We start from the raw sequence: 24,458 nt of genomic DNA on the forward strand, positions 1-24,458 counted from the left end.
ATCCCCCGACTCCATGGAGCCTCCCACGGCGCCGCCGTGCAGGGGAACTGCGGGCGCCATCACAGAACTGCATTGCGAACGGGCAGTTTGGGCATCTTCCACGCGCCATTCACTGCGCCCTCACGCACGCTGAATTATTCAGACCGCGCGCTCCATTCAGTTTGGTGAGTTATTGAACGAGGTTTGAATCCGGCACGTGCCGCTGCAGTCGTTTCAGATTAATTGCATGGCCCAGGCAAGACCCGATCCGCACAGTGCCGCCTCCGGCCCTGCGGATGCAGGTCCCACCCCAATGAGCTTCAAGGAGAAACACCCATGCGCATGATGCAGTTCACGCCGAAGTTTCCTTCCGCCAAGAACCAATCCGATCTAGCTCGGGCTATTGCCACGGCATTGCTGATCGCTACTTCTGGTGCAGCCGGCGCAGCAACCGTCAATCCAGGCCAGACTCTTGTGGTGAATGCGGGCTCCCTACCTCAAGCCTACGACGTAAACGGTGGCACGCTGATTGTGGAAGGCGCCACGACCAACCGAATCGACACCAACTATTCTGGAGGTCAACCCGCACGGGTCATTGCGAATGGCGCAAGTATTTCCAGCATGCGGCTGCTCAATAGTGTTGGCACGCTGCACAACTCGACTGTGAATGGCCAATTCACCCTCTCAATCAACGTCGGCTCAGGCAATTCTGGACTTACTCGGCCACATCTTACGACGGCAGGCAGCACCTTCAATGGGCCCTTCACCGGCAGCGGCGGCGGCCGGCTGGACTCGGAGGGAAGCACCTTTGCGCAAGGAATTCGCAGCCTTGGCACAATCCTCAACCTGAAAGCCAACACCAAGGTCGTCGGAAGTACCTATGGCATCAGCCTCACGAACTCCGCAATCGCAGGTTCGGCGGGCATGCAGGATTGGGGGCTGCTCCTCGATTCTTCGCATGTTGCAGCAACAAGCGGGCCGGCGCTTCTTATTGGCGGCACCACGACGGGATACCCTGTCCGCGTAGCAATCCAAAACGGATCGACGCTTTCCAGCAGCAATAATGTCGTGATCGAAGGGCGCGACAGCTCAGTATTTGACGTCACCGCCCGGACCTCCAACCTAAACGGCGATATCACCATTGCCGATACCGCCAGCGGCACGCTGCGCTTCCTTGACGGCCTCGACCTCACCGGCCGCATCCTCGGCCCGGCCGACGTCATCGTCGACCAGGGCGGCCGCTGGACACTGTCCGGCGACAGCAACACCGGCAACCTCACCCTGGGTGCAGGCAGCAACATCTTCCTTGGTGCAGCGGGCACTGCGGCGTATCCGCAGCTGACCGTCAATGGCAACTACACCGGCAATGGCGGCACCCTGCACTTCAACACGGTGCTGGCCGGCGACGACGCAGCAAGCTCGCGCGTGCATGTCACCGGCGATACCAGTGGCACCACCCAGGTCACCGTCAACAACATTGCCGGTGCTGGCGCGCAGACCGTCAACGGTATTCCGCTGGTGCAGGTGGACGGTACCAGCAATGGCAAGTTCACTCTGCAGGGCCGTGCCATCGGCGGCATGCACGAGTACTTCCTGCACAAAGGCTCGCCGGGCGCCGCCAACGGCAACTGGTACCTGACCTCGGTCTACACCGGCAATCCGTGCGATATCAATCCATCGCTGCCGGAGTGCACGCCGGTGGATCCCGTGGACCCGGTCGATCCCACCGATCCCACCGATCCGGTCCCCGTGCTGCGTCCGGAGCCGGGCGCGTACCTGGCCAACCAGGCCGCGGCCGTGCAGATGTTCCAGCTGCGCCGCCATGATCGCGGCGAGCCCGGTTTCGACCGCGCCCGCACCGGCACCTGGGTGCGCGCCGGGCGTGACCAGCTGCAAGCCAACGTGGCCGGCCAGGTCGATGCCCGTACCCACATCAACACCCTGCAGCTGGGCAGCGATGTCTGGCGCTGGGGCGATGGCCGTGGCCAGGTCGGCGTCATGCTCGGCACCGGCGAGGCGACCACACAGGCGGTGTCGACGCTGAGCGGTTATGGCACCCGCGGCAAGGTCAAGGGCAAGTCGGCCGGTGTCTACCTGGGCTGGGTTCAGGATGCACAGAGCAGTGCCGGCCTGTATGTGGACGGCTGGCTGCAGGCGGCGCGCTTCGACAACGAGGTGCAGGGCGAAGGCATCGCCCGTGAGACCTACGACTCCAGGACCCGCAGTGCATCGTTGGAAGCCGGTTATGCCTGGGCCATCCGCAGCACTGAGGCCAGCACGCTGTACCTTCAGCCGCAGGCGCAGCTGACCTGGACCGACTACGACGGCGACAGTCTGGTTGAAAACAATGGCACCACGGTCGAAGACGGTCGCGGCGGCGGCCTCAACAGCCGCCTCGGCCTGCGCCTGTTTGGCCAGAGCACGCTGCAGGGCAACCGCGTGCAGCCGTTCCTGGCAGCGAACTGGCTGCGTGGCCAGCGCGATGAGGCCATGCGCTTCAACAGCGAGTCGTTGAGCGCGAAGACGCCGGAGAACCGCTACGAAGTGCAGGCCGGTGCCCAGCTGCAGCTGGGCCAGCGTTGGAGCGCATGGGGTGACCTGCGTGTGCAGCGCGGCGACAGCGGCTACCGCAACCATGGAGCCCAGGTGGGTCTGCGCGCCGCCTGGTAAGGCCAACGCCGCCCCGGGCCCAGGCCCGGGGCGGCGTTCCTCAACTCCCCTCGCACCCTGCCGGGAATGACATCCGGCAGGGTTCTGGCGCTTATTTGTAATGTTATAACATCGTCGTCCGCGATGTTCTGATCCTGCTTTCGGCTTCGTGATTGCACTGACTTATTTATATAGCCGTTGCTATATTTATAACCCTCTGCTTTCATATCCGTCAGCCAGGTCGCCCTCGCCGCCTTTCCTCTCCCAAGGACGACGCCTTCATGCCCGTTGCCACACCCCTCTTCCATCGGCTGCCCCTGGCCGCCGCCATCGCCCTGACCCTGCCGCTGCCCGCACTGGCCGCCACACCGAAGCCGACCGAGCTGGACCGCGTGCAGGTGAAAGTCAGCACCGCCACCCGCAGCGAACGCCTGCTGTCCGATGTCCCGATCCGCACCGAAGTGCTGCGCAAGGAAGACATCGCGTTGCGCGCGGCCACCGACTTCTCCCGTGCCGCCGAGCTGATCAACGGCCTGCGCGTGGAAAGCAACTGCCAGAACTGCAACACCAGCGAAGTACAGCTGCTGGGCCTGCCCGGTGCCTACAACCAGCTGCTGTTCGATGGCATCCCGCTGCTGTCCACGCTGGGCAGCGTGTACGGCCTGGAACAGATCCCGGCCGGGTTCGTCGACCGCATCGAAGTGGTCAAGGGCGGTGGCTCGGCGCTGTACGGCCCGGGTGCGGTTGCCGGTGTGATCAACCTGATTCCGCCGCTGCCGGCGCGCAGCGGTGGCCATGTGCAGGCCGGCGTGGATGTCCTGAAAGGCACGCCGCAGAAGAACGCCGACGTGCGGCTGGACCTGGTGGCCAAGGAAGCAGACGCCGGCCTGTCGGTGATTGCCCAGCGCAACTGGAACAGCGGCATCGACTACAACGGTGACGGCTACACCGAAATCACCCGCAAGAACCTCAAGGTCGGCGGGCTGCAGGCCTGGTACGCACCGACGCCGGGAACGCGGCTGCGCCTGGACCTGCAGGTGACCGATGAAACCCGGCGTGGCGGCAACCGCCTGGACCAGCCGGAATACCTGGCCAACATCGCCGAATCGCTGGATACGAAATACCGCCGCGGCAGCGTGTCGTGGGACCAGGAAATCAATGCCGACGTCGATTTCCGCCTGGCCTACGCCTTCGCCGACATTGACCGCGACAGCTTCTATGGCGGTCTGGGCGACGTAGTCACCGATCCGTCCGCGCCGGGCTATGACCCGTCGCAGCTGGACCCGAACGTGGCCGGCAGCGCGGCCTCGCGTTCGTGGCGCCAGTACGGCCGCACCCACAACCCGCTGCACTACATCGACAGCCAGTTGAACTGGCGGTTGGGTGCGCACGCGCTGGCCTTCGGCGTGCAGTACAAGCACGAGGCGCTGCGCGACGACAACCGCACCGGTGACGGCCAGCGTCTTGCGGTACTGGAGGATGCGACCTTCCACAACCTGGGCGCCTTCATCCAGGACGAGTGGAGCCTGCGCGACAACGTCGACCTGGTGTTGGGTGCACGCGTGGACAAGAGCTCGGAACTGGACAGCGCGGTGTTCTCGCCGCGCATCGCGCTGGCCTGGCAGGCCACGCCCAACCTGAAGTGGCGTGCCGGCATCGCCACCGGCTTCCGTGCTCCCGAGATCTTCGTCGAGGACGTGCATGTCGACACGCTGGGTGGCGAACAGGTGCGCGTGCGCAACACCGATGGCCTGAAGGAAGAGCGCGCGTTGACCACCCTGTTCGGCTTCGACTGGCGCTCGGACCCGGCCAATCCGGTGTGGAGCTGGGATGCCACTGCCTCCTATGCACGCATCCGCGACACCTTCGCGCTGGGCGAGATCCAGCGTGGCGATGACGGACAGCTGAGCCAGCTGCGCTACAACGCCTCCGGCTCCAACGTGCTGGGCGCGGAAACCAACCTCGGCTGGCAGCCGTCGCCGCAGTGGCGCCTGACCGCCGGTGCCTCGTGGTACCGCTCACGCTTCCGCGAACCGCAGCGCATCTTCGACGACACCGGCGATGGCGGCGACACCGTGATCGAAAGCCGCGACTACCTGAAGACCCCGCGCTGGACCGGCCTGGCCCAGCTCAGCTGGATGCCCGCCGAGCCGTGGGAAACCTTCGTCGCGCTGCGCCACACCGGCCCGATGGCGGTGCTGAACAACCGGCTGGGCGAGCTGCACCGTACGCGCTCGTTCCTGGTCACCGATCTTGGTGCGCGCTGGCACCGGCATCTGGGCGCGCAGGCGCAGCAGGAAGTGTCGGTAGCCGCAGGCGTCAAGAACGTGTTCGATCAGCGCCAGAAGGATCTGGAGATGGGCGCGCTGCGTGACAGCGACTATGTCTACGGGCCGCGTTTCGCGCGCTCGTGGTACGTCAACCTGCGCTATGCGTTCTGAAGCACTGCGAGCGCTGTTGCTGGCCTGTGCCGCGCTGCTGGCCGCACCGGCGGTGGCTGCGGACCTGCACGCACAGGTTTCGGCCTCGCTGATGCGGCCGGAACAGCGCTCGCTGCGACCGATGCAGTGGACGCCGCCGCCGAAACTGGTGGCGCTGTACTTCGGCGCCGACTGGTGTGCACCGTGCCATGCCTTCGTACCCACGCTGCGCAGCGTGCGCGACGCGTTGCGCGAGGCCGGCGCCGATACCGAAGTGGTGTACGTCAGCCTGGATGAGAGCGAGAGCGCACTGCGCCGCTACATGCATGCACAGGACATGCCGTGGCCGGTATTGGACCCGCGCCGCGCCGCGCGCATGCCGGCACTGCAGGCGTTGGCTGGGCTGGCACCGCCGAATCTGGTGCTGATCGATGCCGACGGCGCGGTGTTGGCCAATGGCTGGCAAGGCCGGCGCTATGAAGGCCTGCAGCCGGTGTTGAAGGAATGGACGAAACGGGCGTGCGCGCAGGAACAGGCACGCTGCCCGCCTGGATTGTAGGGTCGCGCGAAATGCCGCCGGGCATGGCCCGGCGCCACCGCTACGGCGCCCCGCCCTCGGCCTTGCGCACGAACGCTTCGAACAAGGCCAGCGTCTGCTCGCTCACATGGTGCTCGATGCCCTCGGCATCGCGCCGCGCGGTATCCGCGTCCACGCCCAGCGCCAGCAGGAATCGCTCCACGGTCTGGTGGCGCTGGCGGCTGGCATGTGCCAGCGCCTCGCCTTCCGGGGTCAGGAACACACCGCGGTACGGCCGCTGCACCACCCAGCCATCACGGGCCAGGCGCCGCAGCATCTTCGCCACGGTGGGCTGGGCCACGCCCAGGCGGGTGGCGATGTCGACTTGGCGGGCCTCGCCGCCGTCGGCCAGCAGGTCCGAGATCAGCTCGACATAGTCCTCCACCAGCTCCATCCGGTGCGCCTCGCGCACTTGCCGGAAGCTCTCGACCTGGCGCTCGGCCTCGATCAAGGGGGTGCTTTTCAGCGATGTCGAATCGTCGGTCTTGCCCACGCCTGCGCCTGTCCTTCCGGGGTGATCCGGTGTTGAACCTGAATTCTGGACCAGTAACGCGATAAAGACGATTGTTTCACATTGCTAATGACTATAGCAGGAGCTATATTCGGACCCATGAACACCCTGGCGCCCCGCGACCCTTCGGCCTCCACTGCGGCCAGCCTGGGTGCGCTCAACGCCTCGGTGGCGGTGCCCGACAAGGGTCACTGGTGGTTCCGCCTGCTGGCCTTCCTCGGCCCGGGCTACATGATCTCGGTCGGCTACATGGACCCGGGCAACTGGGCCACCGACCTCGCCGGCGGTTCGCGCTTCGGCTACCTGTTGTTGTCGGTCATCCTCATTTCCAACCTGATGGCGGTGATCCTGCAGGCGCTGTCTGCGCGGCTCGGTATCGCCACCGGCATGGACCTGGCCCAGGCCTGCCGCGCGCGTTACCCGAAGCCGGTGAACCTGGCGCTGTGGGCGCTGTGCGAGGCGGCGATCATCGCCTGCGACCTGGCCGAAGTGATCGGCACCGCGATCGCATTGAAGCTGCTGTTCGACCTGCCGCTGCTGTGGGGCGCGGTGATCACCGCCCTGGACACGCTGCTGGTGCTGCTGCTGATGAACCGCGGCTTCCGGGCGCTGGAAGCCTTCGTGATCGCGCTGCTGATGGTGATCTTCGGCTGCTTCATGGTGCAGATCGCGCTGGCCGCACCGCCGGTGATGGACGTGCTGGGCGGCTTCATTCCGCGCGCGCAGGTAGTGACCGATCCGCACGCGCTGTACATCGCGATCGGCATCATTGGTGCCACGGTGATGCCGCACAACCTGTACCTGCATTCGTCGATCGTGCAGACCCGTGCCTACCCGCGCACCGATGAGGGCCGTCGCAGCGCGCTGCGCTGGGCGGTGACCGACAGCACCCTTGCGCTGACCCTGGCACTGTTCATCAACGCCAGCATCCTGATCCTGGCGGCGGCGGTGTTCCATGCCAATGGCCGATTTGATGTGGAAGACATCGAACAAGCCCACCAGCTGCTGGCGCCGATGCTGGGGGTGGGCGCGGCGGCGACGTTGTTCGCAGTGGCCCTGCTGGCGTCGGGCCTGAATTCGACAGTAACCGCCACGCTGGCCGGCCAGATCGTGATGGAAGGTTTCCTGCACCTGCGCCTGCCGCCGTGGCTGCGGCGGCTGATCACGCGCGCACTGGCAATCATTCCGGTGGTGGTGGTGATCATGCTGTTCGGCGACCAGGGCGCGGTAAAGCTGCTGGTGCTGAGCCAGGTGGTGCTGTCGATGCAGCTGCCGTTCGCGATCATCCCACTGGTGCGGATCGTAACCGACAAGATGACGATGGGCGCGTTGGTCGCACCGCGCTTGCTGGGTGCGATTGCCTGGGTGATCGCGCTGGTGATCGTGGTATTGAACGTGAAGCTGCTGGTGGATACCTTCAGCGGCGGGTGATGCCAGATCCAGGGGTTGGACCCAGTAGATCCACGCCATGCGTGGATGCCTTTACACGATGCGGGGTCAGAGCCCTTGCCTCTGGCAAGGGATCCGACCCACCATCTCCACGCTACAGATGCAACGCGATCGCGGCCTCGATCTGTTGCGGCGACTGGAATCCGGCCAGGCGCGTACGTTCGTCACCGTCACGGAACAGCGACAGCGTCGGCGTCTGCCGCAGCCCCAGCTCCCTGAAGAACGCCTCACCCAGCACTTCCAGCTGCACGCGCAGCAGGGTCGTTCCCTGCCCCGCCGCGCTGTTGGCCACCCGGCGCAACGACATCTCCAGCATCCGGCACCCCGGGCACTGGTCCTTGTCGAAATCCACCAGCACCCGCGGGTGCTCGGCCAGCAGCTGCTGGAACTGCTCAGGCGTGGTGGCGTCGATGATCTGCATCGGTGTTGCTCCAATAGTGGGCCAGGACCGCGTCGGTCCAGGCCTCGATGGCCCCCGCATGGCGTTGCCCATGCGGCATCTGTTCGATTTCCAGCGGCGGATAGTCGCTGCGGAAGTAGCGGATCAGGCGGTGCACGGCGCCGCAGTAGTACTCCTGCCCCCACTGCGTTTCGCCGGTGCCGAACACCGCCAGCTGCCGCGGCCGCTCGCCGCGTTCGGCGATGCCGGCCACCCATGCCTTCATCTCCGACGGCGTGCGGCCGGCGTTGTCGGTCCAGCAGCCCAGCAGCACCAGGTCGGCCTCGTCGGCCGCCAGCGGCGGCGCCTGGCGCAGGTCGTCAGCGTCCTGCCAGTGAACCGCATGACCGGCAGCGCGGCAGCGCTCGGCAATCTGCCGGCCAAGTTCGCGGGTATTGCCGCTCAACGAGGCGACCACCACCAGGATGCTCAGCGCGGCGCCGGACTCACAGGTCGTCGAAGCCGTTGTCGACGTTGGTCTTCTTGTAACTTGCATTGCGCATCTCGAAGAAGTCGGTCTTGGTTTCGGTGAAGTTGTCGGCGTAGGCCTTGATCCACGGCATCACGTTGTCGGTGGTATCGCTGTACAGGCGTTCGATGCCGAGCATGCCGGCCATCTTGTTGGCGCGGTACTTCACGTAGCGCACCATCTCGTCCACGTCGATGCCGTCGATGCCATCCAGCACCTCCGACGACCACTGCGTCTCCAGCTCGATGGCATGCTCGAACGATTGGTGTACGTAGGCGGTCAGTTCATTGGTCTGCAACTCCGGGTTCTCGCCGATGATGGCGCGGATCAGCTCGCTGATGAATTTGGTATGCGCCAGCTCGTCGCGGTTGATGAAGCTGATGATCTTGCCGGTGCCGTTCATGCGGTTCTGCCGCACCATGTTGTAGAAGTACGCGAACCCGGAATAGAAATTGATGCCCTCCAGGATCGAGGACTGGATCAACGACTTGAGCAGAGTCTCGGCGGTCTTCTCGCGCATGAAATCGTCATACGCCCCCATGATCGGTGCATTGCGCTTGATGATGGTCGGGTGGGTGCGGGCGATCTCGAAGATGCGGTTCTGGTTCGGCAGGTCGGTGATCGAGGCCAGCACGTAGCTGTAGCTCTCGTTGTGGATCACTTCCTGCTGCCCGATGATCGCCGCATTGGCGTGCGCGGCCGGGTCGGTGATGTACTCGGCCACGTTGTAGATGAAGCGGGTCTGCGGTGAGTCGAGCGTGGCGAGCAGGCCGATGATCGAGTCGTAGGCGTTCTTCTCGCGCGCGTTGAGCTCGCCGTACTGGCGCGCGTCCAGCTTCATGTCGACCTCGTCGGGAATCCAGAAGTTGGTCGACAGCTCCTTGTAGGCCCGATAGAACGACGGGTACGGTATGTCGTTCCAGTTGAGGATGCCGCTGGTGCGGCCGTTGATGATGCCGGTGCTGCGGTTGGGATGGCGCGGTTCGAGGATCTTGATGCGGTCGAGGGGAGTTGCCATGGTTTTCTGCCTTCGTTCTCTTTCTATCGTGTTGCCGGCCAGCGGCCGGCACTACCGAAGATCACGGGGTTGCCGGGCAGCGGCCGGCATTGCCGTGGGTCGCCGGCGATCAGCTGGAGCACCATTCGCATTCGCTGATGTCGATGTCGTTGGAGCGCACGTAGTAGGTGGTCTTCAGGCCCTCGCGCCAGGCGCTCAGGTGCAGCTCCAGCAACGTGCTGGCGCGGATGGTGCTGGGCACGTACAGGTTGAAGCTGATCGACTGGTCGACATGGCGCTGGCGGCGCGCGTTCTGGCGCACGCTGGCGAACTGGTCGACCTTGTAGGCACCCTTCTCGTAGTACGGCCAGGTTTCCAGCGACAGGCCCGGCGCCGCCACCGGCCGCCGGAAGTCCTTCTTTTCCTCGTAGTAGAACGCGCTGTAGATCGGGTCGATCGAGGCCGTGGAGCCTGCAATCTGCGCGGTGCTCATGTTCGGCGCCACCGCCAGCAGCCAGCCGTTGCGCAGGCCGTGCGTGGCCACTTCGCGGGCCAGGCTGTCCCACGCGGCGCCACTGTAGTCGCGGTCACGGAAGTAACGCCCGTTGTGCCAGTCGCTGCCCGCGAACATCGGGTAGCTGCCCTTCTCCTTCGCCAGTTGCGCGCTGGCCTGGATGGTCAGGAAGTTGATGCGTTCGTAGAGGCGGTCGGCCAATTCTTCGGCATCCGGTGATTCCCACTGGATTGCCTGCTGCGCCAGCAGGTGGTGCCAACCGAACGTGCCCAGGCCGATGGCGCGGTACTTGCGGTTGGTGATCGTGGCCTGCGGCACCGGCAGCGCATTGAGATCGATCACGTTGTCGAGCATGCGCACCTGGATCGGGATCAGGCGCTCCAGCACGTCGGTGGCCAGCAGGTCATCCGGCGCACTGATCGCCCGGCCGAGGTTGATCGAGGACAGGTTGCAGACCACGAAGTCACCGGCGCGGCGTGTGGTGACGATCTGGTCGCCGCTGACGATCTCCTGGATCATCCGCGTCGGGCTCATGTTCTGCAGGATCTCGGTGCACAGGTTGCTGGAATAGATCATGCCCGCGTGCTTGTTCGGGTTCCGGCGGTTGACCTCGTCGCGGTAGAACAGGAACGGGTTGCCGGTCTCCAGCTGGCTGAGCATGATCCGCTTGAACAGATCGATGGCCTTCACCGTGCGGCGGCTGATGCGCTCGTCGGCCACCAGTTCGGCGTAGCGGTGGCGGAAGCTGCCCGCGCCGCGCTTCTCGTCGTAGAAGTCCTGCAGGTACCAGCCCTTGGCCTGCTTCACCTCGTGCGGGTCGAACAGGTACCAGTCGGCGCGGCGCTCCACCGCTTCCATGAACAGGTCGGGCACGCACACCGAGGTGAACACATCGTGCGCGCGCAGGCGCTGGTCGCCGTTGTTGAGGCGCAGGTCCATGAAGGCTTCGATATCGCGGTGCCAGATGTCCAGGTAAACCGCCACCGCGCCCTTGCGCTGGCCAAGCTGATCAACCGACACCGCGGTGTTGTTGAGCTGCTTGATCCACGGCACGACGCCGCCGGACGAATTGGCCACGCCGCGGATCGGTGCGCCGCTGCTGCGCACATAGCCCAGGTAGGCGCCAACGCCGCCGCCATGCTTGGACACGCGGGCGATATCGGTGTTGGAGTCATAGATGCCCTGCAGGCTGTCGTCCACCGTGTCGATGAAGCAGCTGGACAGTTGCCCCCCCACCTTGCCGGCATTGGCCAGGGTCGGTGTGGCCACGGTCATGTACAGGTTGGACAGCGCCCAGTACGCCTCGCCGACCAGCTGCATGCGCCGCTCACGCGGCTTTTCCTCCTGCATGAGGTACAGCGCGATGGTCAGCCAACGCTCCTGTGGCAGCTCGTAGACCTCGCGGCTGCGGTCGCTGGCCAGATAGCGCGTGGCCAGCAGGTACAGGCCGTTGTAGGCGAACAGGCGGTCGCGTTCCGGATCGATCATCTCGCCGGCCTGCTGCAGCTCTTCCTTCGAATAGCAGCGCAGGATGTCATTGCTGTAGATGCCGCGGTCAGCCAGGCTTTCCTGCAGACCCACGTAGGAGCCGTACTTCAGGCCGACGTCATAGAAACGGTTGCGGCTGGCGCGCTTGTACAGGCGGCGCAGGTAGATGCGCGCGGCAAACTGTTCCCACTCGGGTGCAACCAGGTCCACCCGCGACTCGGCCTCGCGGATCAGCAGATCGACCAGGTCATCGGCGCTGATGCTCGGTTTGCGTTCGACCATCGACTGCACTACACGGCGATAGTCGCTCACGTCCAGCTGCGGGAACTCGGCATGCACGGCGTCGATGCTGCGCTGCAGGCGCTCGGCCTCGAACGGCAGGCGACGGTTGCCGGCCTCCTTGGTGATCCAGGTCGGCACGCGCTCGCCACCGGCGCGCAAGGCGTCGCCAGCGCCGGCCAGATCGGCCACGCGGAAGGTACTGTCGGTCATGGTGGTGAAACTCCAGGCTCGCACGCGCGTTGGCGGTCGATGCCATGGCGGCCCTGCACGCGATACCGGCGCACGGGGCGAACGGGTGGATTGCCAGGGCACGGGAACGTAGGTCGTCGGCATCTGCCTGCGCCTGCGGCCGGTATCCGGGCCGTGGGGGCGACCTGCGTCCGCACGATGGCGGCCGCGTCGACACGGCAAGCCTCAGGGGCGGGCCGCGGGACGTTTGCTGCATGTCCGGCGGCGGCGGCTGACCGGGAGTGACGGCCACAACATAGTGGGGATACCTCGAGTCGTCAACACAAGATGCGGTAATCAGCACATGTCGCGACGATCAGTCGCAGGATGCCGTGTTGCACCTGCGGCGCCTTGTCGACAACGCCTGCGTCCCCAGTTCGGTACAACATCAACTTTCCCCGGAACACCGCCCATGCGCGCTGCCCAGTACCCCTCCTTCGGCGACCCGGCCGACGTCCTTGCCATTGCCGATGCGCCGCTGCCCGAGCCCGGCCCCGGCGAGGTGCGCATCCGCACCGTGCTGGCCTCGATCCATAACCACGACCTGCTGACCGTGCGTGGCCTCTACGGCTACAAGCCGACGCTGCCGGCAATCGGTGGCAGTGAAGCACTGGGTGTGGTCGACGCACTCGGCGACGGCGTCGACGGCCTGCAGATCGGCCAGCGGGTGGCCGCCGCCTCGGTACACGGAACCTGGGCCGAGGCGTTCATCGCACCGGCACGCATGGTGATTCCGATGCCGGAGGCGATCCCCGACGAAATGGCCGCGCAGCTGATTGCCATGCCGCTGAGCGCGCTGATGCTGCTGGAGTTCCTGCACGTCGAGCCGGGCCAGTGGATCGTGCAGAACACCGCCAACGGCGCGGTGGGCAAGTCGCTGGCGATGCTGGCGCGGGCGCGTGGCGTGCATGTGGCCAACCTGGTGCGCAATGCTGATGCGGTCGCGCAGCTGCAGGCGCTGGGCATCGATCATGTATTCGACACCTCGCTGGACGGCTGGAAGGATCGCGTGCGTGAGGCGACCGGCGAAGCACAGGCCGCGGCCGCGGTGGATTCCATCGGCGGCGACGCCAGCGGTGACCTGGTCGACCTGCTCGGCCACCACGGCACGCTGGTGTCGTTCGGTGTGATGAGCGGCGAACCGATGCGCATCCCGTCCGGCGGCCTGATCTACAAGGAGGCCACGGTGAAGGGCTTCTGGGGCAGCAAGGTCAGCCAGGCGATGGCGGTGGAGGACAAGCGCCGGCTGGTTGGCGAACTGCTGAAGCGTGCGGCGAGCGGCGAACTGACCCTGCCGGTGGAGCAGATCTTCGCGCTGGATGATATCGCCGAGGCAGTGAAGGCTGGCGCTGGGTCGGGACGCAATGGCAAGGTGCTGCTGCGGCCGTGATGCGGCAGCAGACGGCGCTGTCCCGGTAATGGCGCTGCCCCGGTAGAGTCGACTGTCAGTCGACTCTCGCGCGTAGCGCGAGGGGATGAGGTTTCCGGCAAGGGGACGGAAGAGCAGTCGACTAACAGTCGACTCTACCCAGTCGACTCTACCTCCTCCTCGGTTCCGGGAACGCCTGGCGCAGTTCCATCCCAGAACCCAGACGCGCACGAAAGGGGCATCCCGGTCGTTAAGAACCTGTGATGTATAACTGAATGCGCTTTCGTCATTGGAAGGCGCACGTGCCTGCGTGCGGTACTGACGGCTCCTCCCCCGTTCGGCGTTGTCGCTTCCATGTACCGCACCACCCTGAACCTGCTTGCCGGCGCGATCGCGCTGGGCCTCACCGCCGGCGCTGCCGGCGCCGCTGAATCCGCCGATACTGGCAAGGACAGCACCACCCTCGGCGCCGTGCTGGTGACCGGCTCCAACATCAAGCGCAGCGATACCGCCGGGCCGAATCCGGTGCAGATCGTCAGCCGCGAACAGATCGAGCAGACCGGCCGCTCCACCCTCACCGACGTGCTGCGCAACCTGTCGGCCAATGCCGGCAACAGCTTCGACGAGCAGTACACCGGCAGTTTCGCCGCCGGCTCGGCCTCGATCGGCCTGCGTGGCCTGTCGCCGAAGAACACACTGGTGCTGGTCAACGGCTATCGTGTGTCCAACTTCGGCTTTGCGCTCAACACCCAGGACACCTTCGTCGACCTCAACGCGCTGCCGATCAGCGCAGTGGAACGCATCGAAGTGCTGAAGGATGGCGCCTCGGCGGTGTACGGTTCCGATGCCATCGCCGGCGTCATCAACATCATCCTGCGAAAGAACTTCCAGGGCGTGGAAGTCGGCGGCGGCTTCGGTACCGCCACCCAAGGCGGCCTGAACGAGCGCAAGGTCAACCTGCTGGCTGGCTTCGGTGACCTCGAACAGCAGGGCTGGAACGTGCTGTTCGGGCTGGACCTGCTCAAGCGTGATCGCCTCGACGCCGACCAGCGTGCCTACACCCGCAGCGGCGATTTCCGCGACAAGCCCGGCGGTCGCCTGGCCGGTTGGTCCACCGCCGGTGGCAACTGGCTGTCCAACCCGCGCGCACCGCAACCGTTCGCCAACTGCCCGGATGGCAGCCAGCTGCGCCCGTACAGCGATTTCGGCAGCACCCTGCCCGGCCAGGCCTGCGCCTTCAACGCCCAGCCGTTCAAGACCCTGCAGCCCGGCGCCGAGCGCCTGCAGGCGTCGTTGAGCGCGACCTACCGCTTCAACGACAGCGTCGAGGCGTTCGCCGATGTGCTGTACAGCCACAACAAGGCCGACCAGATCTTCAGCGCGCCGCTGACCGTCGGCCCGGGCCTGCGTGCCTACAACCCGGCCACCGGCACCCTGATCGACGTGCCGGCGGTGCTGCCGGTCGGCCACCCGAACAACCCGGGCAGCGCGCCGCTGCCGTTCGAGTACACCTTCTTCGATCTCGGCCCGCGCCTGAAAGACAACACCCAGGTGTTCTACCGTGCGCTGGCCGGCGTGCGCGGCAGCGGCGAGCGATGGGACTGGGAGGTGGCGGCGCTGACCTCGCAGAGCGCGCAGCGCGAATACGTCGACAACTTCGTCAACCGCTACGCGTTCGAGCAGATCCTGCGCGATGGCAGCTACAACTTCCTCAACCCGTCCAGCACGCCGGGCGCGCTGGATGCACTGCGCCTGCAGACCAAGCGTCCGGGCTGGTACAAGCTGCATTCGTTGAACGTGAAGGCCTCGACCTCGCTGTGGGAGCTGCCGGCCGGCGCGGTCGGCTTCGCCTGGGGTGCCGAGTTCCGCAAGGAATCACTGGACGCGCGCACCAGTGCGCAGGTGCTGTCGGGCACCGAACTGCGCCCGGCCATCAACGTGGTCAACGGCGAGCGCCAGGTCAGCGCCGCCTACGCCGAACTGAGCGTGCCGCTGCACCGCACGCTGGAGCTGCAGGTGGCCGGTCGTGGCGACCACTATGACGACTTCGGCAACGCGTTCTCGCCGAAGGTGGCGCTGCGCTGGCAGCCGCTGGACAGCCTGCTGCTGCGTGGTTCGTTCTCGCGTGGCTTCCGTGCACCGTCGCTGCCGGAGATCGCGCCGGGCCAGACCGTCAGCTATGGCTCGGTGATCGATCCGCTGGATCCGCTGCAGCCCGGTGGCAGCCGTGGCGTGACCAACATCCGCACCGGCAATCCGGACCTGAAGGCCGAACGCTCGCGCAACTTCAACGTGGGCGCGGTGTGGTCGCCCGATGGCGATACCAGCATGGGCCTGGACTGGTACCGCATCGAGCAGGACAACCTGGTCAAGCCGGACAGCGCGCAGTTCATCGTCGACAACCCGACGCTGTTCCCCGGCCGCGTGCAGCGTGATGCACAGGGACGCATCCAGTTCATCACCAACCAGTATGCCAACCAGGGCGAACTGACCACCTCGGGCCTGGACCTGGAAGCCAACCGCACCTTCCGCACCGAAGGCTGGGGCAACTTCACCGTGGCCGGCAGCTGGACCCATCTGCTCAGCTTCAAGCAGCCGCTGGTGGCCGGTCAGGCACCGTATGAAGGGGCCGGCAACAACCGCCACGGCGCACTGCCGCGCACCCGCGGCACCACCTCGTTGAACTGGGCAGTGGGCGACTGGAGCAGCACGCTGAGCCTGCAGTACGTGAGCGGCTATGACCAGCGTGTGGCGACGGCCACCAGCAACCCGGGCCTGCGCGACCGCATCAAGCCGTATCACCAGCTGGACCTGTACGTGGCGTACGAAGGGATTCCCAACACCACGCTGTCGCTGTCGGTGCTGAACCTGACCGACAAGGACCCGCCGTTCGACCCGGCCGGTGGCTCCAATGGTTTCGACATCAGCCAGTACAACCTGCGCGGGCAGTTCATTTCGCTGGGGGCGCGCTACCGGTTCTGATGCGCCACCTGCAGAGCCGAGCATGGGCTCGGCTCTGCAGGGGTGTGCGGACCAACGGTCCGCACCCACCGCATCACCGGCTCAGGTGCAGGAACTGCAGGTGCCGTTCGTACTGGCTGATGATGTCGTTGATGATCTGCTTGCGGCTGTAGCCCACCAGGTCGTAGTCCTGGCTGCCTTCGAACAAGTGCACCTCGGCGCGGTAGTAGCGCTGGTTGCGCAGCTGCTGGGCGGCGAACGACGGGGTCAGGTAGCCACTCAGGATCACCCGGTACAGGAAGTCCTGCTGCTCGCCGTGATTGACCGTCAGCTCCATGTCGCCGGCCTCGAAGCGGGTGGCCACATCCCAGCCCTGCCCGCGCAGCTGTTCGGCCACCGCTTCCATCGCTGGCTTCACCGTGTCGTCCATGAAGCGGTAGACCTGGTCGCGCACCGGGAAATGCATGGCCTGGCTCAGGCGCTGGCGCCAGCCCTGGTGGTGGCGGTCGTCGCCGATCAGCGGCGAGGGCCGGTACTGCAGCGCGCGCTTGCGGTGCGATTCGTCACTGAAGGCGCGGGTCAGCCCCCACATCATCAGCAGCAGCACCGCCGAGAACGGCAGCGACGCCAGCACCACCGCAGATTTGAGCGCATCGATGCTGCCGGCCAGCAGCAGCCCGGCGGTCAGTACGGCGATCACCGTGCCCCAGAACACACGCAGCCAACGCGGACCATCATCCTCCGGTGCACCGCCATGCGAGGACAGCGTCGACAACACCACCGCTCCCGAGTCGGCCGAGGTCACGAAGAAGATGAAGCTGACCAGCACCGTCACCGCGATCACCGTGCGGCTCCACGGGTAGCTGTCCAGTAGTGCATACAGCACCGTCGGTGGATCATCCACCGCCAGCTGTGCCAGTTGCTGCTGGCCGTGGTGCAGCACCTGGTCCAGCGCGCTGTTGCCGAAGATCGACAGCCAGGCCAGGGTGAAGCCCAGCGGGATCAGCAGCACGCCGAACACGAATTCGCGGATGGTGCGGCCCCGTGAGATGCGTGCGATGAACAAGCCCACGAACGGTGCCCAGCCGATCCACCATGCCCAGTAGAACACCGTCCAGCCGCCCAGCCATTCTGGTCGGCCGCCATAGGCGTACACATCAAAACTCTTGCCGACCACGCTGCCCAGGTAGTCGCCCAGGTTCTGCATCAGCGTGCTGAACAGGTACTGCGTCGGCCCGGCAAACAGCATGAACAGCACCAGCGCGATCGCCAGCAGCATGTTGATGTTGGCCATCCAGCGCACGCCCTTCTCCACGCCGGAGACGGCCACGGCCACCGCCGCGCCCATCATGCTGACCACCAGGATGATCTGCACCAGGTTGGAATGCGGGATGTTGAACAGGTGCGCAAGGCCGGCATTCAGGTGCAGCACCCCGAAGCCCATGTCGGCACCGATGCCGAACACGGTAGCGACAATGCCCAGCGCGTCCACGGTGTAGCCGATCGGCCCGTTGATGCGCTTGCCGATCAGCGGGTACAGCGCCGAGCGCAGGGCCAGTGGCAGGTTGTGGCGGTAGGCGAAGTAGGCCATCGCCATCGCCGCCAGCGCGAACACACCCCAGCCGTGCAGGCCCCAGTGCAGGAACAGCAGCTGCATGGCCTGGCGCGCGCCGGCCTCGCCCGCGGCCGGATCGCCCTGCGGCGGCTGCAGGTAGTGGGTCAGCGGTTCGGAGACGCAGAAGAAGAACAGGGTGATGCTGATGCCGGCGGCGAACAGCATGCCGGCCCAGGAAAGGTAGCTGAACTCCGGCTCGTCATGGTCGGCGCCGAGCTTGATGCCACCGTACTTGGACAGCGCCACGCCGACCACGAACACCAGGTACAGGGTCATCGCCAGCAGGTAGTACCAGCCGACATTGAGTGCGGCCCAGTCCTGCGCCTTGACCAGAAGGCGGCCCGCACCGAGCGGGAACAAGCTGACAAACAGCGCGAACGCCACGACAACGATCGCCGCGAAGGCGAACACAGGTCGAAGGGTGCGCACCGGGGATTGTTGCGGCTCCAGTACTTCCATGGGGCGGCGTTCTCCGGTAGATCAAAGGGTTAGCCGACCGATTCTGGCTGAACCGCAGTGGACAGAGCATGAAGTTGCGGCCTGTGGTCACAGGCCCGGCCCGCCATTCCGTGTTATCACGCGCGCGCCGAAGCATATCTGCGAGCGCAGCCGCGCGCGCACAGCGTGCATCGCGGCCACGCGCGTACTGTCCAATCACGACATCACATGCACCACATGCACCGCGCACAGCTTGTTGCCGTCCGGGTCGCGCAGGTAGGCCAGGAACAGCTGGCGCCCGGCCATGCTGCGGATGCCAGCCGGGTCTTCGATGGCCGTACCGCCATGGGCCACGCCAGCATCCTGCCAACCGCGCACGGCCTCGGCACTGTCGAGGGTGAAACCAATGGTGCCGCCGTTGGCATGGCATGCAGGCTGCCCATCGATGGGCGCGGTGACGCCGAACATCCGCCCATCCTTGAAGTACAGCAGCCGACCCTTTTCGTCGAACACACCCGGACGTGCCCCCATCGCGGCGAACAGGGCATCGTAGAAGCGGCGCGCGGCATCCATGTCGTTCGTTCCTACGGTGATGTGGCTGAACATGCGGGCACTCCTTGTGGAAAGCCGCAGTGTCGGCGAGCACGCCGGGCATCGCAAATCCGGCGACCTCTCCTGCTGCGGCATGCGCAGGATTTGTCGTGCGCCGCCCGATCACCCTATAATGGGAATCATTCTCATTAATGACCCGTGCCGATGGCCGTGCCCGCCGCCTCCAGCACCGCGCTGGCGGGGTTCTACCGCGAACACCATGGCTGGCTGCTGGGCTGGCTGCGCCGCCGCACCCACAACGCCGACTGCGCCGCCGATCTGACCCAGGACACCTTCCTGCGCCTGCTCAGCCGGCGCGTCGATCCGTCCGAACTGCGCCTGCCGCGCGCCTATCTCAGCACCATCGCGCACGCGCTGCTGGTCAACCACTGGCAGCGCGCGGACCTGGAGCGCGCCTATCTGACCGCGCTGGCCGCACAACCGGAGCCGGTGCATCCCTCTGCGGAGGAGCGCACGCAGGCGCTGCAGCTCCTGCATGCCATCGCTGACATGCTGTCCGGCCTGGCCGAGCGGCCACGGCGTGCCTTCCTGCTGGCCCGGCTGTCCGGACTGGGCTATGCGGAGATCGGCCGACAGCTGGGCGTGTCCGAGCGCATGGTCAAGAAGTACATGGCGCAGGCGATGCTGCATTGCCTGCGCCTGTCCGGCGACGCGGCGGCATGAGCGCGGCAGTGGCCGGCCCGGCGCTGGAGCAGTCACGCACCGTGGTGATGCCATGCGCGATGTACAGCGGCAGCAGCGCCTTGTTCTCTTCGATCAGCGCCGGACCACCACCGAAGTGCACATGCATGTCCCACAGGCCCGGAATCAGGTACTTGCCCTTGGCATCGATCTGGCGGGCCGCACTCCATTGGCTGCGCAGCTGCGCGTCCGGACCGACGGCGACGATGTCCTCGCCACGGATCACCACGCTCTGCCCGGCCAGCGTGCTGGCGTGCTCGACATCGACCACGGTGGCATTGCGGATCAGCAGGTCGGCGCGCTCGGCGGCAGACGCCGACAGCGGTGCTACCGCAAGGAGGATGGCAAGGGACAACGGACGGGAACGGAACATGGACAGCATCCTGATGGGCACGCCCAGCGTGCGGGTGGAAGGGGGTTGCATTCAACGCACCGCGCCGTGCTGGCGCAGCAGGGTCTCAATTCCGGTATAGCCGCGCTGGCGCGCGTGCGCCAGCGGCGTCACGCCGTCGCCGTCGGCAAGCTCCGGGTCGGCACCGGCCTCCAGCAGCAGCTGCACGATCTGCACGTGGCGCGCACCGCCATCGCCGAGCAGGATCGCTTCCAGCAGCGCGGTCCAGTGCAGCCGGTTGACATGGTCCACCGCCACACCGGCCCGCAGCAGCGTGCGCACAGTGGCGACGTGACCGCGCTCGGCGGCCGGAATCAGCGCGGTGCCGCCATAGCGGTTGGTGCTGCGCAGATCGGCGCCATGCGCCAGGGTCATCGCCAGGATCTCGTCCAGGCCGCGCGCACCGGCGTACAGGTAGGCGCTGTCCTGCAACGCGTCCTTGGCGTTGACGTCTGCCCCGGCCTCGATCAGCTCACGCGCGGCATCCACGTTGTTGCCATGCGTGGCCAGCAGCAGCGCGGTGCGGCCCTGGCCATCGCGCGCCTCCAGCGTGGCGCCATCCTCGATCGCCTGTCGCACCGCATCGGCGTCGCCGCGGCTGGCGGCATCCCGCAGGCGCGCGTCTGCGTCGGCCCTGGACGTGGCGGTGCAGGCAGGGGTGACCATGGCCAGCAGGCACAACAGCAGCACGCGCGTGAACGGCGCAGGCCAACCAGCGGAATGATGGACGCGCATGACAGTGTCTCCTCATGTCCGTCGCCACGGAACGCCGTGCGACGGTAGCAACAGCCGGGCGTTGCCGGCCCCTGCCCTGCATGGTAGAAGTCGGCCTGGGTATCCAGAAGTGAAATGTTCAAATGCAAGACAGTGCCAAATCGAATAGAACCCTGTTCGAACTGGACCTGCTGCGGGCGCTGGTGATGGTGGCCGACTGCGGCAGCTTCACCACGGCGGCCACGCGCCTGCATTCGACCCAGTCCACGGTCAGCCAGAAGGTGCGCCGGCTGGAGGAACTGGCCGGGCATCGCCTGCTTGAACGCGGCCATCGCGACGTGCACCCCACTGATGCCGGCCACACCCTGCTCGGCTACGCGCGGCGCATGCTCGACCTGAACGAGGAAATGGCGCAGGCGCTGGCCGGTGCGATGGTGGAGACCGCAGTCCGCATCGGCGTGCCCGAGGATTTCGTCAACGCGCAGACCACGCGCATGCTGGCCGCCTTCAGCCGTCGCCACCCGCAGGTGAAGCTGGAGATCAGCAGCGGCCTCAGCCGCGACCTGGCGCAGGGCTTCGATCATGGCGAGTTGGATCTGGTGCTGGTCAAGCAGCGCCGCAACAGCCGCCAGGCCGTGCACTGCCGCCGCGAGCCGATGCACTGGATCGACAGCCTGCGCAGCAGCTGCCTGCAGCAGGACCCGCTGCCGCTGGTCACCTTCCCCCCGCGCGGGCTGTACCGCGACGAGATGATCCATGCCGTGGAAGCGCTGGGCCTGCGCTGGCGCATCGCCTTCACCAGCTCGTCGCTGAGCGGCATCCAGGGCGCGGTGGCCGATGGCATCGGCATCAGCCTGCTGCCACGCCGCGCGGTCAGCCGCGAGCACCGCATCATCGATGGCGAGCGCGAGCTGCCGGTGATCGACAACTACGAAATCGGCCTGCTGCACCGTGCCGACGCCGACGATGCCGTGCGTGCGCTGGCCAGCGAGCTGTGGCGGCAGGTGCAGCGCGAACCGGACTGACCACGGTAGATCCACGCCATGCGTGGATGCCTTTCGCGCATCACGCATCGAAACATGGTCACTCCGGCCGTATAGCGGGCAACAATCGCCTCGTAGAGTGCCTGTTGTTTCCGTGCCCCACGGCGCCCTGCCATGTCCGACGAAATCCCCACCCGCTTCGATCCCCTGCCCGCTGCCCTGCAGACGCATCTGCAGCACCAGCGCTCGCTGATCGCCGCGCGCGTGGCGGCCGGCTTCCCGACGTTGCCGGTGCAGTGGCCGCTGGCGGCCAGCACACTGCAGCGCGTGATCGATGCCAAGCTGATCGACCGTGCCGACTGCGATGGCTGGGAAGCGCTGGGCGTGGCATTCGGTGACACCCTGGCCCAGCGCGTGCCGGGCCTGGCCTGGATGCAGGTCACCGATGCATGGGGCATCGACGCGGTGCTGCGTTATGCCGACAGCAGCCTGCAGATCGGCGCCAGCACACTGCTGCTCAAGCGCGTCGAACAGGGCGAGATCATCGACATCGCCCACCTGCTTGCGTGGCTTGAGGAATTCGTCGCCACCCGCGCCGACGATTACGCCTGACGGTACATCGGGGTAGATCCACGCCATGCGTGGATGAATGAGACCACGCGATGGCGCATCCACGCCATGACGTGGATCTACAGCCAGCGGCCGTCGACCACCACGCGGCGCTCCACCGGCACCCCGGCCACAGCGGCCGGGCCGTGGTCGGCACGCACGGCCACGAACGTCGCCGGCCGGCCTTCGGCAATACCATGCTGCGGCAGGCCGATCGCCTGCGCGGCGTGGGTGGTGACCATGTCCAGCGCCAGCATCAGGTCGGCATCGGTGTAGAAGCCGGACCGGTAGCCCAGCAACATCGCCCGCTGCAGCAGGTCGCCGTTACCGTACGGCCACCAGCAGTCGCGGATGTTGTCGTTGCCTGCGAACACGCGCACACCGGCATCATGCAGCGCGCGCAGCGGCGGGAAAGGATGATCGCCCGGCGCGTTGCTCATGATCGCCACACCCGCCGTGGCCAGTGCTTCGCCCACCTGCAGCGCGCGCGCCAGCGGCACGTCGCCCAGCGAATAGGCATGGCTGACCGCAACCCGCCCCTGCAGGCCGGCGGCCCGCGTCCGCGCCGCGATGCGCAGCAGCTGGGCCAGGCCGGTTTCGCCGGGCTCGTGCAGATGGATGTCCAGCTGCACGCCGTAACGCTCGGCCAGGCCGAACAGCAGCGCCAGCTGGCCTTCGGCATCACCATCGAGCGTGGTCGGGTCGATGCCGCCGAGCACCTCCACGCCCGCGGCAAGCGCCTGCTCCAGTACGGCGGCGGTGCCGGGACAGGACATCACCCCGGCCTGCGGAAACGCCACCAGCTGGATCCGCATGATGTCGGCGCAGCGCAGTGCCGCCTCGCGCACCGCTTCGAGATGGCCGAGACCGGTGCTGCCGTCGATATCGACATGGCAGCGCATCGCCACCGTACCGAAAGCACTGCATTGGCGGATCAGCGCCTCGGCACGGTCCACCATCGGTGCCGCACCCGCCACCGCCGCCTTCTCCACCGCCAGCCGCTCACGCAGGCTGTTCACCGGCTGGTGCGGGTGCCAACGGTCGCCGACGAAGCTCTTGTCGAGGTGAATGTGGCCGTCGACCAGCCCGGGCAGCACCGCGAAGCCCTGCAGGTCGACGCATTCCGCCGCGTCGGCCGGCGCCGCCTCGCCATTGAGCCCGCTGATGCGGCCATCACGGATATGGAAATGCAGTGGCGCACCGTCGCGGTCGACACCGCCATGGACGAACTGGAGGGTCATCGGGAACTCCCGGAATGCCAAGAATGGCGCCATCGTGCGCCTCGCCGCAGCCATCGGCCAACGAAATATCTGGATGGCACGCATTCACCAGAACGATGACTGCCCTGCGACAACCGGTCGCAGCCACGCCGTGCACACCCCTGAACGGGTAACATGGGCGCCTGTTTCCGCTGTGATGCCGCATGGGCCCGTCCGACCGCCACGATCGTCTCCGCCGCTGGCAGGCCGCGTCCCTGCTTGCCGCCGCCCCGATCGCCAGCCTGTCCGCCACTGATGCGGCGGCCGCTGCGCCGCTGCAGTCGCCGCCGGGTCAGCAGCGCATTGCCCCGGCTGCACTGGTCGAGCGCCTGCACCAGCGCGTGCTGTCCGGGCAGAGCGCCACTGCCACGCTGGAACACTGGTGCGCCGAGCACGGCCTGGCCGAACAGGCGCGGGTGCGTGCAGTGCGCGTACACGGCCAGGACAAGCCTGCCCCCGCCGACGTGCTGCAGGCGCTGGGTGTGAAGCCAGGTGCCGAGCTGCGCTATCGCCGCGTGCAGCTGGTCTGCGGCAGCCGCGTGCTGTCCGAGGCCGACAACTGGTACCTGCCCGGCCATCTCAGCCCGGCCATGAACCAGGTGCTGGACAGCACCGACGAACCGTTCGGTCGCGTGGTCGGCCCGCTCGGTTTCCAGCGCCAGACCTTGGCCGACCAGACGTTCTGGCCGCCGCGGGGCGAAGGCGACCGCGGCGTGATCCTTGAAGTGCGCGCCCTGCTGCGCGACCGCCAGCAGCAGCCTTTCAGCTACGTCATCGAGTCGTACCTGCAACAGGCGCTTCCGTAACGCGCCGTGGCGCCGGTC

General features: G+C 66.5%; 19 protein-coding genes and 1 pseudogene. 10 read left to right on the plus strand and 10 right to left on the minus strand.

Translation table 11 applies throughout. The annotated features are described in order from the left end of the window. Positions 1-315: 315 nt before the first annotated feature. The 3 genes from AC5P5X_RS04310 (at position 316) to AC5P5X_RS04320 (ending at position 5,607) form a co-directional block, all read left to right on the plus strand. Positions 316-2,649 (plus strand): autotransporter family protein, encoded by a 2,334-nt coding sequence (locus AC5P5X_RS04310; protein WP_111189335.1) that lies wholly within the window; start codon positions 316-318, stop codon positions 2,647-2,649. Between the two features lie 260 nt (positions 2,650-2,909). After that, positions 2,910-5,069, plus strand: a complete 2,160-nt coding sequence (locus AC5P5X_RS04315; protein ID WP_044570396.1) for a TonB-dependent receptor plug domain-containing protein — start codon at positions 2,910-2,912, stop codon at positions 5,067-5,069. Continuing rightward, the gene (locus tag AC5P5X_RS04320) at positions 5,059-5,607 is read left to right on the plus strand and encodes a thioredoxin-like domain-containing protein (RefSeq protein ID WP_049396543.1); all 549 of its coding nucleotides are present in this window, start codon (positions 5,059-5,061) and stop codon (positions 5,605-5,607) included. The genes AC5P5X_RS04315 and AC5P5X_RS04320 overlap by 11 nt, the downstream gene beginning before the upstream one ends. 40 nt (positions 5,608-5,647) lie before the next feature. Here the strand turns inward: AC5P5X_RS04320 and mntR are convergent, their stop codons facing one another. Further along, positions 5,648-6,118 carry a manganese-binding transcriptional regulator MntR gene (gene mntR / locus AC5P5X_RS04325; RefSeq protein WP_005413716.1) on the minus strand — a complete coding sequence of 157 codons (471 nt, stop codon included), beginning with the start codon at positions 6,116-6,118 and terminating at the stop codon, positions 5,648-5,650. A 117-nt stretch (positions 6,119-6,235) separates the two neighbouring features. Here mntR and AC5P5X_RS04330 point away from each other — a divergent pair, with 117 nt between their 5' ends. After that, the gene (locus AC5P5X_RS04330) at positions 6,236-7,567 is read left to right on the plus strand and encodes an Nramp family divalent metal transporter (RefSeq protein ID WP_043035263.1); all 1,332 of its coding nucleotides are present in this window, start codon (positions 6,236-6,238) and stop codon (positions 7,565-7,567) included. A 112-nt stretch (positions 7,568-7,679) separates the two neighbouring features. Here AC5P5X_RS04330 and AC5P5X_RS04335 read toward each other — a convergent pair whose 3' ends face one another. The 4 genes from AC5P5X_RS04335 to AC5P5X_RS04350 form a co-directional block, all read right to left on the minus strand. Beyond that, positions 7,680-8,006, minus strand: coding sequence for a thioredoxin family protein (locus AC5P5X_RS04335; RefSeq protein ID WP_495215909.1), 327 nt, complete (start codon positions 8,004-8,006; stop codon positions 7,680-7,682). Further along, the gene (locus AC5P5X_RS04340; RefSeq protein WP_080334823.1) at positions 7,978-8,445 is read right to left on the minus strand and encodes a flavodoxin; all 468 of its coding nucleotides are present in this window, start codon (positions 8,443-8,445) and stop codon (positions 7,978-7,980) included. The genes AC5P5X_RS04335 and AC5P5X_RS04340 overlap by 29 nt, the downstream gene beginning before the upstream one ends. Before the next feature lie 25 nt (positions 8,446-8,470). Then, complete coding sequence (locus AC5P5X_RS04345) at positions 8,471-9,511, minus strand: ribonucleotide-diphosphate reductase subunit beta (protein WP_024957408.1); 1,041 nt, start codon at positions 9,509-9,511, stop codon at positions 8,471-8,473. 109 nt (positions 9,512-9,620) lie between these two features. Next, positions 9,621-11,984 carry a ribonucleoside-diphosphate reductase subunit alpha gene (locus AC5P5X_RS04350; protein ID WP_099527633.1) on the minus strand — a complete coding sequence of 788 codons (2,364 nt, stop codon included), beginning with the start codon at positions 11,982-11,984 and terminating at the stop codon, positions 9,621-9,623. Between the two features lie 430 nt (positions 11,985-12,414). On the opposite strand from AC5P5X_RS04350, the gene AC5P5X_RS04355 reads away from it, so the two are divergent. Together AC5P5X_RS04355 and AC5P5X_RS04360 are read left to right on the plus strand one after the other, a co-directional pair. After that, on the plus strand, positions 12,415-13,392 hold the full coding sequence (locus AC5P5X_RS04355; protein WP_111189336.1) for a zinc-binding dehydrogenase: 978 nt from the start codon (positions 12,415-12,417) through the stop codon (positions 13,390-13,392). Positions 13,393-13,725: 333 nt separating this feature from the next. Then, positions 13,726-16,353, plus strand: coding sequence for a TonB-dependent receptor (locus AC5P5X_RS04360; RefSeq protein ID WP_111117599.1), 2,628 nt, complete (start codon positions 13,726-13,728; stop codon positions 16,351-16,353). A 73-nt stretch (positions 16,354-16,426) separates the two neighbouring features. Here AC5P5X_RS04360 and betT read toward each other — a convergent pair whose 3' ends face one another. Together betT and AC5P5X_RS04370 are read right to left on the minus strand one after the other, a co-directional pair. Beyond that, positions 16,427-18,406, minus strand: coding sequence for a choline BCCT transporter BetT (gene betT / locus AC5P5X_RS04365; protein ID WP_111189337.1), 1,980 nt, complete (start codon positions 18,404-18,406; stop codon positions 16,427-16,429). A gap of 195 nt (positions 18,407-18,601) precedes the next feature. Beyond that, entirely contained in the window at positions 18,602-18,991 is a 390-nt protein-coding gene (locus AC5P5X_RS04370; RefSeq protein ID WP_005413725.1) for a VOC family protein, read from the minus strand. A 150-nt stretch (positions 18,992-19,141) separates the two neighbouring features. Here AC5P5X_RS04370 and AC5P5X_RS04375 point away from each other — a divergent pair, with 150 nt between their 5' ends. Next, positions 19,142-19,660 (plus strand): sigma-70 family RNA polymerase sigma factor, encoded by a 519-nt coding sequence (locus AC5P5X_RS04375; RefSeq protein WP_111189338.1) that lies wholly within the window; start codon positions 19,142-19,144, stop codon positions 19,658-19,660. A 13-nt stretch (positions 19,661-19,673) separates the two neighbouring features. Here AC5P5X_RS04375 and AC5P5X_RS04380 read toward each other — a convergent pair. Next, a pseudogene (locus tag AC5P5X_RS04380) lies at positions 19,674-20,051 on the minus strand (amidohydrolase family protein); the annotation flags it as partial. A gap of 51 nt (positions 20,052-20,102) precedes the next feature. After that, positions 20,103-20,804: an ankyrin repeat domain-containing protein gene (locus AC5P5X_RS04385; RefSeq protein WP_012480565.1), complete on the minus strand. Its 702-nt coding sequence runs from the start codon at positions 20,802-20,804 to the stop codon at positions 20,103-20,105. A 122-nt stretch (positions 20,805-20,926) separates the two neighbouring features. Here AC5P5X_RS04385 and AC5P5X_RS04390 point away from each other — a divergent pair, with 122 nt between their 5' ends. Together AC5P5X_RS04390 and AC5P5X_RS04395 are read left to right on the plus strand one after the other, a co-directional pair. Then, positions 20,927-21,808, plus strand: coding sequence for a LysR substrate-binding domain-containing protein (locus AC5P5X_RS04390; protein WP_012480566.1), 882 nt, complete (start codon positions 20,927-20,929; stop codon positions 21,806-21,808). 132 nt (positions 21,809-21,940) lie between these two features. Further along, positions 21,941-22,378, plus strand: a complete 438-nt coding sequence (locus AC5P5X_RS04395) for a DUF3806 domain-containing protein (protein WP_012480567.1) — start codon at positions 21,941-21,943, stop codon at positions 22,376-22,378. Positions 22,379-22,455: 77 nt separating this feature from the next. Here the strand turns inward: AC5P5X_RS04395 and AC5P5X_RS04400 are convergent, their stop codons facing one another. Next, positions 22,456-23,616: an amidohydrolase family protein gene (locus AC5P5X_RS04400; protein WP_043035214.1), complete on the minus strand. Its 1,161-nt coding sequence runs from the start codon at positions 23,614-23,616 to the stop codon at positions 22,456-22,458. A 182-nt stretch (positions 23,617-23,798) separates the two neighbouring features. On the opposite strand from AC5P5X_RS04400, the gene AC5P5X_RS04405 reads away from it, so the two are divergent. After that, on the plus strand, positions 23,799-24,440 hold the full coding sequence (locus AC5P5X_RS04405) for a hypothetical protein (RefSeq protein WP_012480569.1): 642 nt from the start codon (positions 23,799-23,801) through the stop codon (positions 24,438-24,440). Positions 24,441-24,458 lie beyond the last annotated feature (18 nt).

The organism is Stenotrophomonas sp. YJH_SMC_91, from assembly GCF_059368495.1.

Excerpts from the sequence above, each read along its gene's own strand:
- AC5P5X_RS04335 (WP_495215909.1), bottom strand. The coding sequence starts at position 8,006 with ATGCAGATCATCGACGCCACCACGCCTGAGCAGTTCCAGCAGCTGCTG.
- AC5P5X_RS04320 (WP_049396543.1), top strand. The coding sequence starts at position 5,059 with ATGCGTTCTGAAGCACTGCGAGCGCTGTTGCTGGCCTGTGCCGCGCTG.
- AC5P5X_RS04405 (WP_012480569.1), top strand. The coding sequence starts at position 23,799 with ATGGGCCCGTCCGACCGCCACGATCGTCTCCGCCGCTGGCAGGCCGCG.
- AC5P5X_RS04350 (WP_099527633.1), bottom strand. The coding sequence starts at position 11,984 with ATGACCGACAGTACCTTCCGCGTGGCCGATCTGGCCGGCGCTGGCGAC.
- betT (WP_111189337.1), bottom strand. The coding sequence starts at position 18,406 with ATGGAAGTACTGGAGCCGCAACAATCCCCGGTGCGCACCCTTCGACCT.
- AC5P5X_RS04400 (WP_043035214.1), bottom strand. The coding sequence starts at position 23,616 with ATGACCCTCCAGTTCGTCCATGGCGGTGTCGACCGCGACGGTGCGCCA.
- AC5P5X_RS04345 (WP_024957408.1), bottom strand. The coding sequence starts at position 9,511 with ATGGCAACTCCCCTCGACCGCATCAAGATCCTCGAACCGCGCCATCCC.
- AC5P5X_RS04330 (WP_043035263.1), top strand. The coding sequence starts at position 6,236 with ATGAACACCCTGGCGCCCCGCGACCCTTCGGCCTCCACTGCGGCCAGC.
- AC5P5X_RS04360 (WP_111117599.1), top strand. The coding sequence starts at position 13,726 with ATGTACCGCACCACCCTGAACCTGCTTGCCGGCGCGATCGCGCTGGGC.
- AC5P5X_RS04355 (WP_111189336.1), top strand. The coding sequence starts at position 12,415 with ATGCGCGCTGCCCAGTACCCCTCCTTCGGCGACCCGGCCGACGTCCTT.
- AC5P5X_RS04310 (WP_111189335.1), top strand. The coding sequence starts at position 316 with ATGCGCATGATGCAGTTCACGCCGAAGTTTCCTTCCGCCAAGAACCAA.
- AC5P5X_RS04370 (WP_005413725.1), bottom strand. The coding sequence starts at position 18,991 with ATGTTCAGCCACATCACCGTAGGAACGAACGACATGGATGCCGCGCGC.
- AC5P5X_RS04315 (WP_044570396.1), top strand. The coding sequence starts at position 2,910 with ATGCCCGTTGCCACACCCCTCTTCCATCGGCTGCCCCTGGCCGCCGCC.
- AC5P5X_RS04385 (WP_012480565.1), bottom strand. The coding sequence starts at position 20,804 with ATGCGCGTCCATCATTCCGCTGGTTGGCCTGCGCCGTTCACGCGCGTG.
- AC5P5X_RS04395 (WP_012480567.1), top strand. The coding sequence starts at position 21,941 with ATGTCCGACGAAATCCCCACCCGCTTCGATCCCCTGCCCGCTGCCCTG.
- AC5P5X_RS04390 (WP_012480566.1), top strand. The coding sequence starts at position 20,927 with ATGCAAGACAGTGCCAAATCGAATAGAACCCTGTTCGAACTGGACCTG.
- AC5P5X_RS04375 (WP_111189338.1), top strand. The coding sequence starts at position 19,142 with ATGGCCGTGCCCGCCGCCTCCAGCACCGCGCTGGCGGGGTTCTACCGC.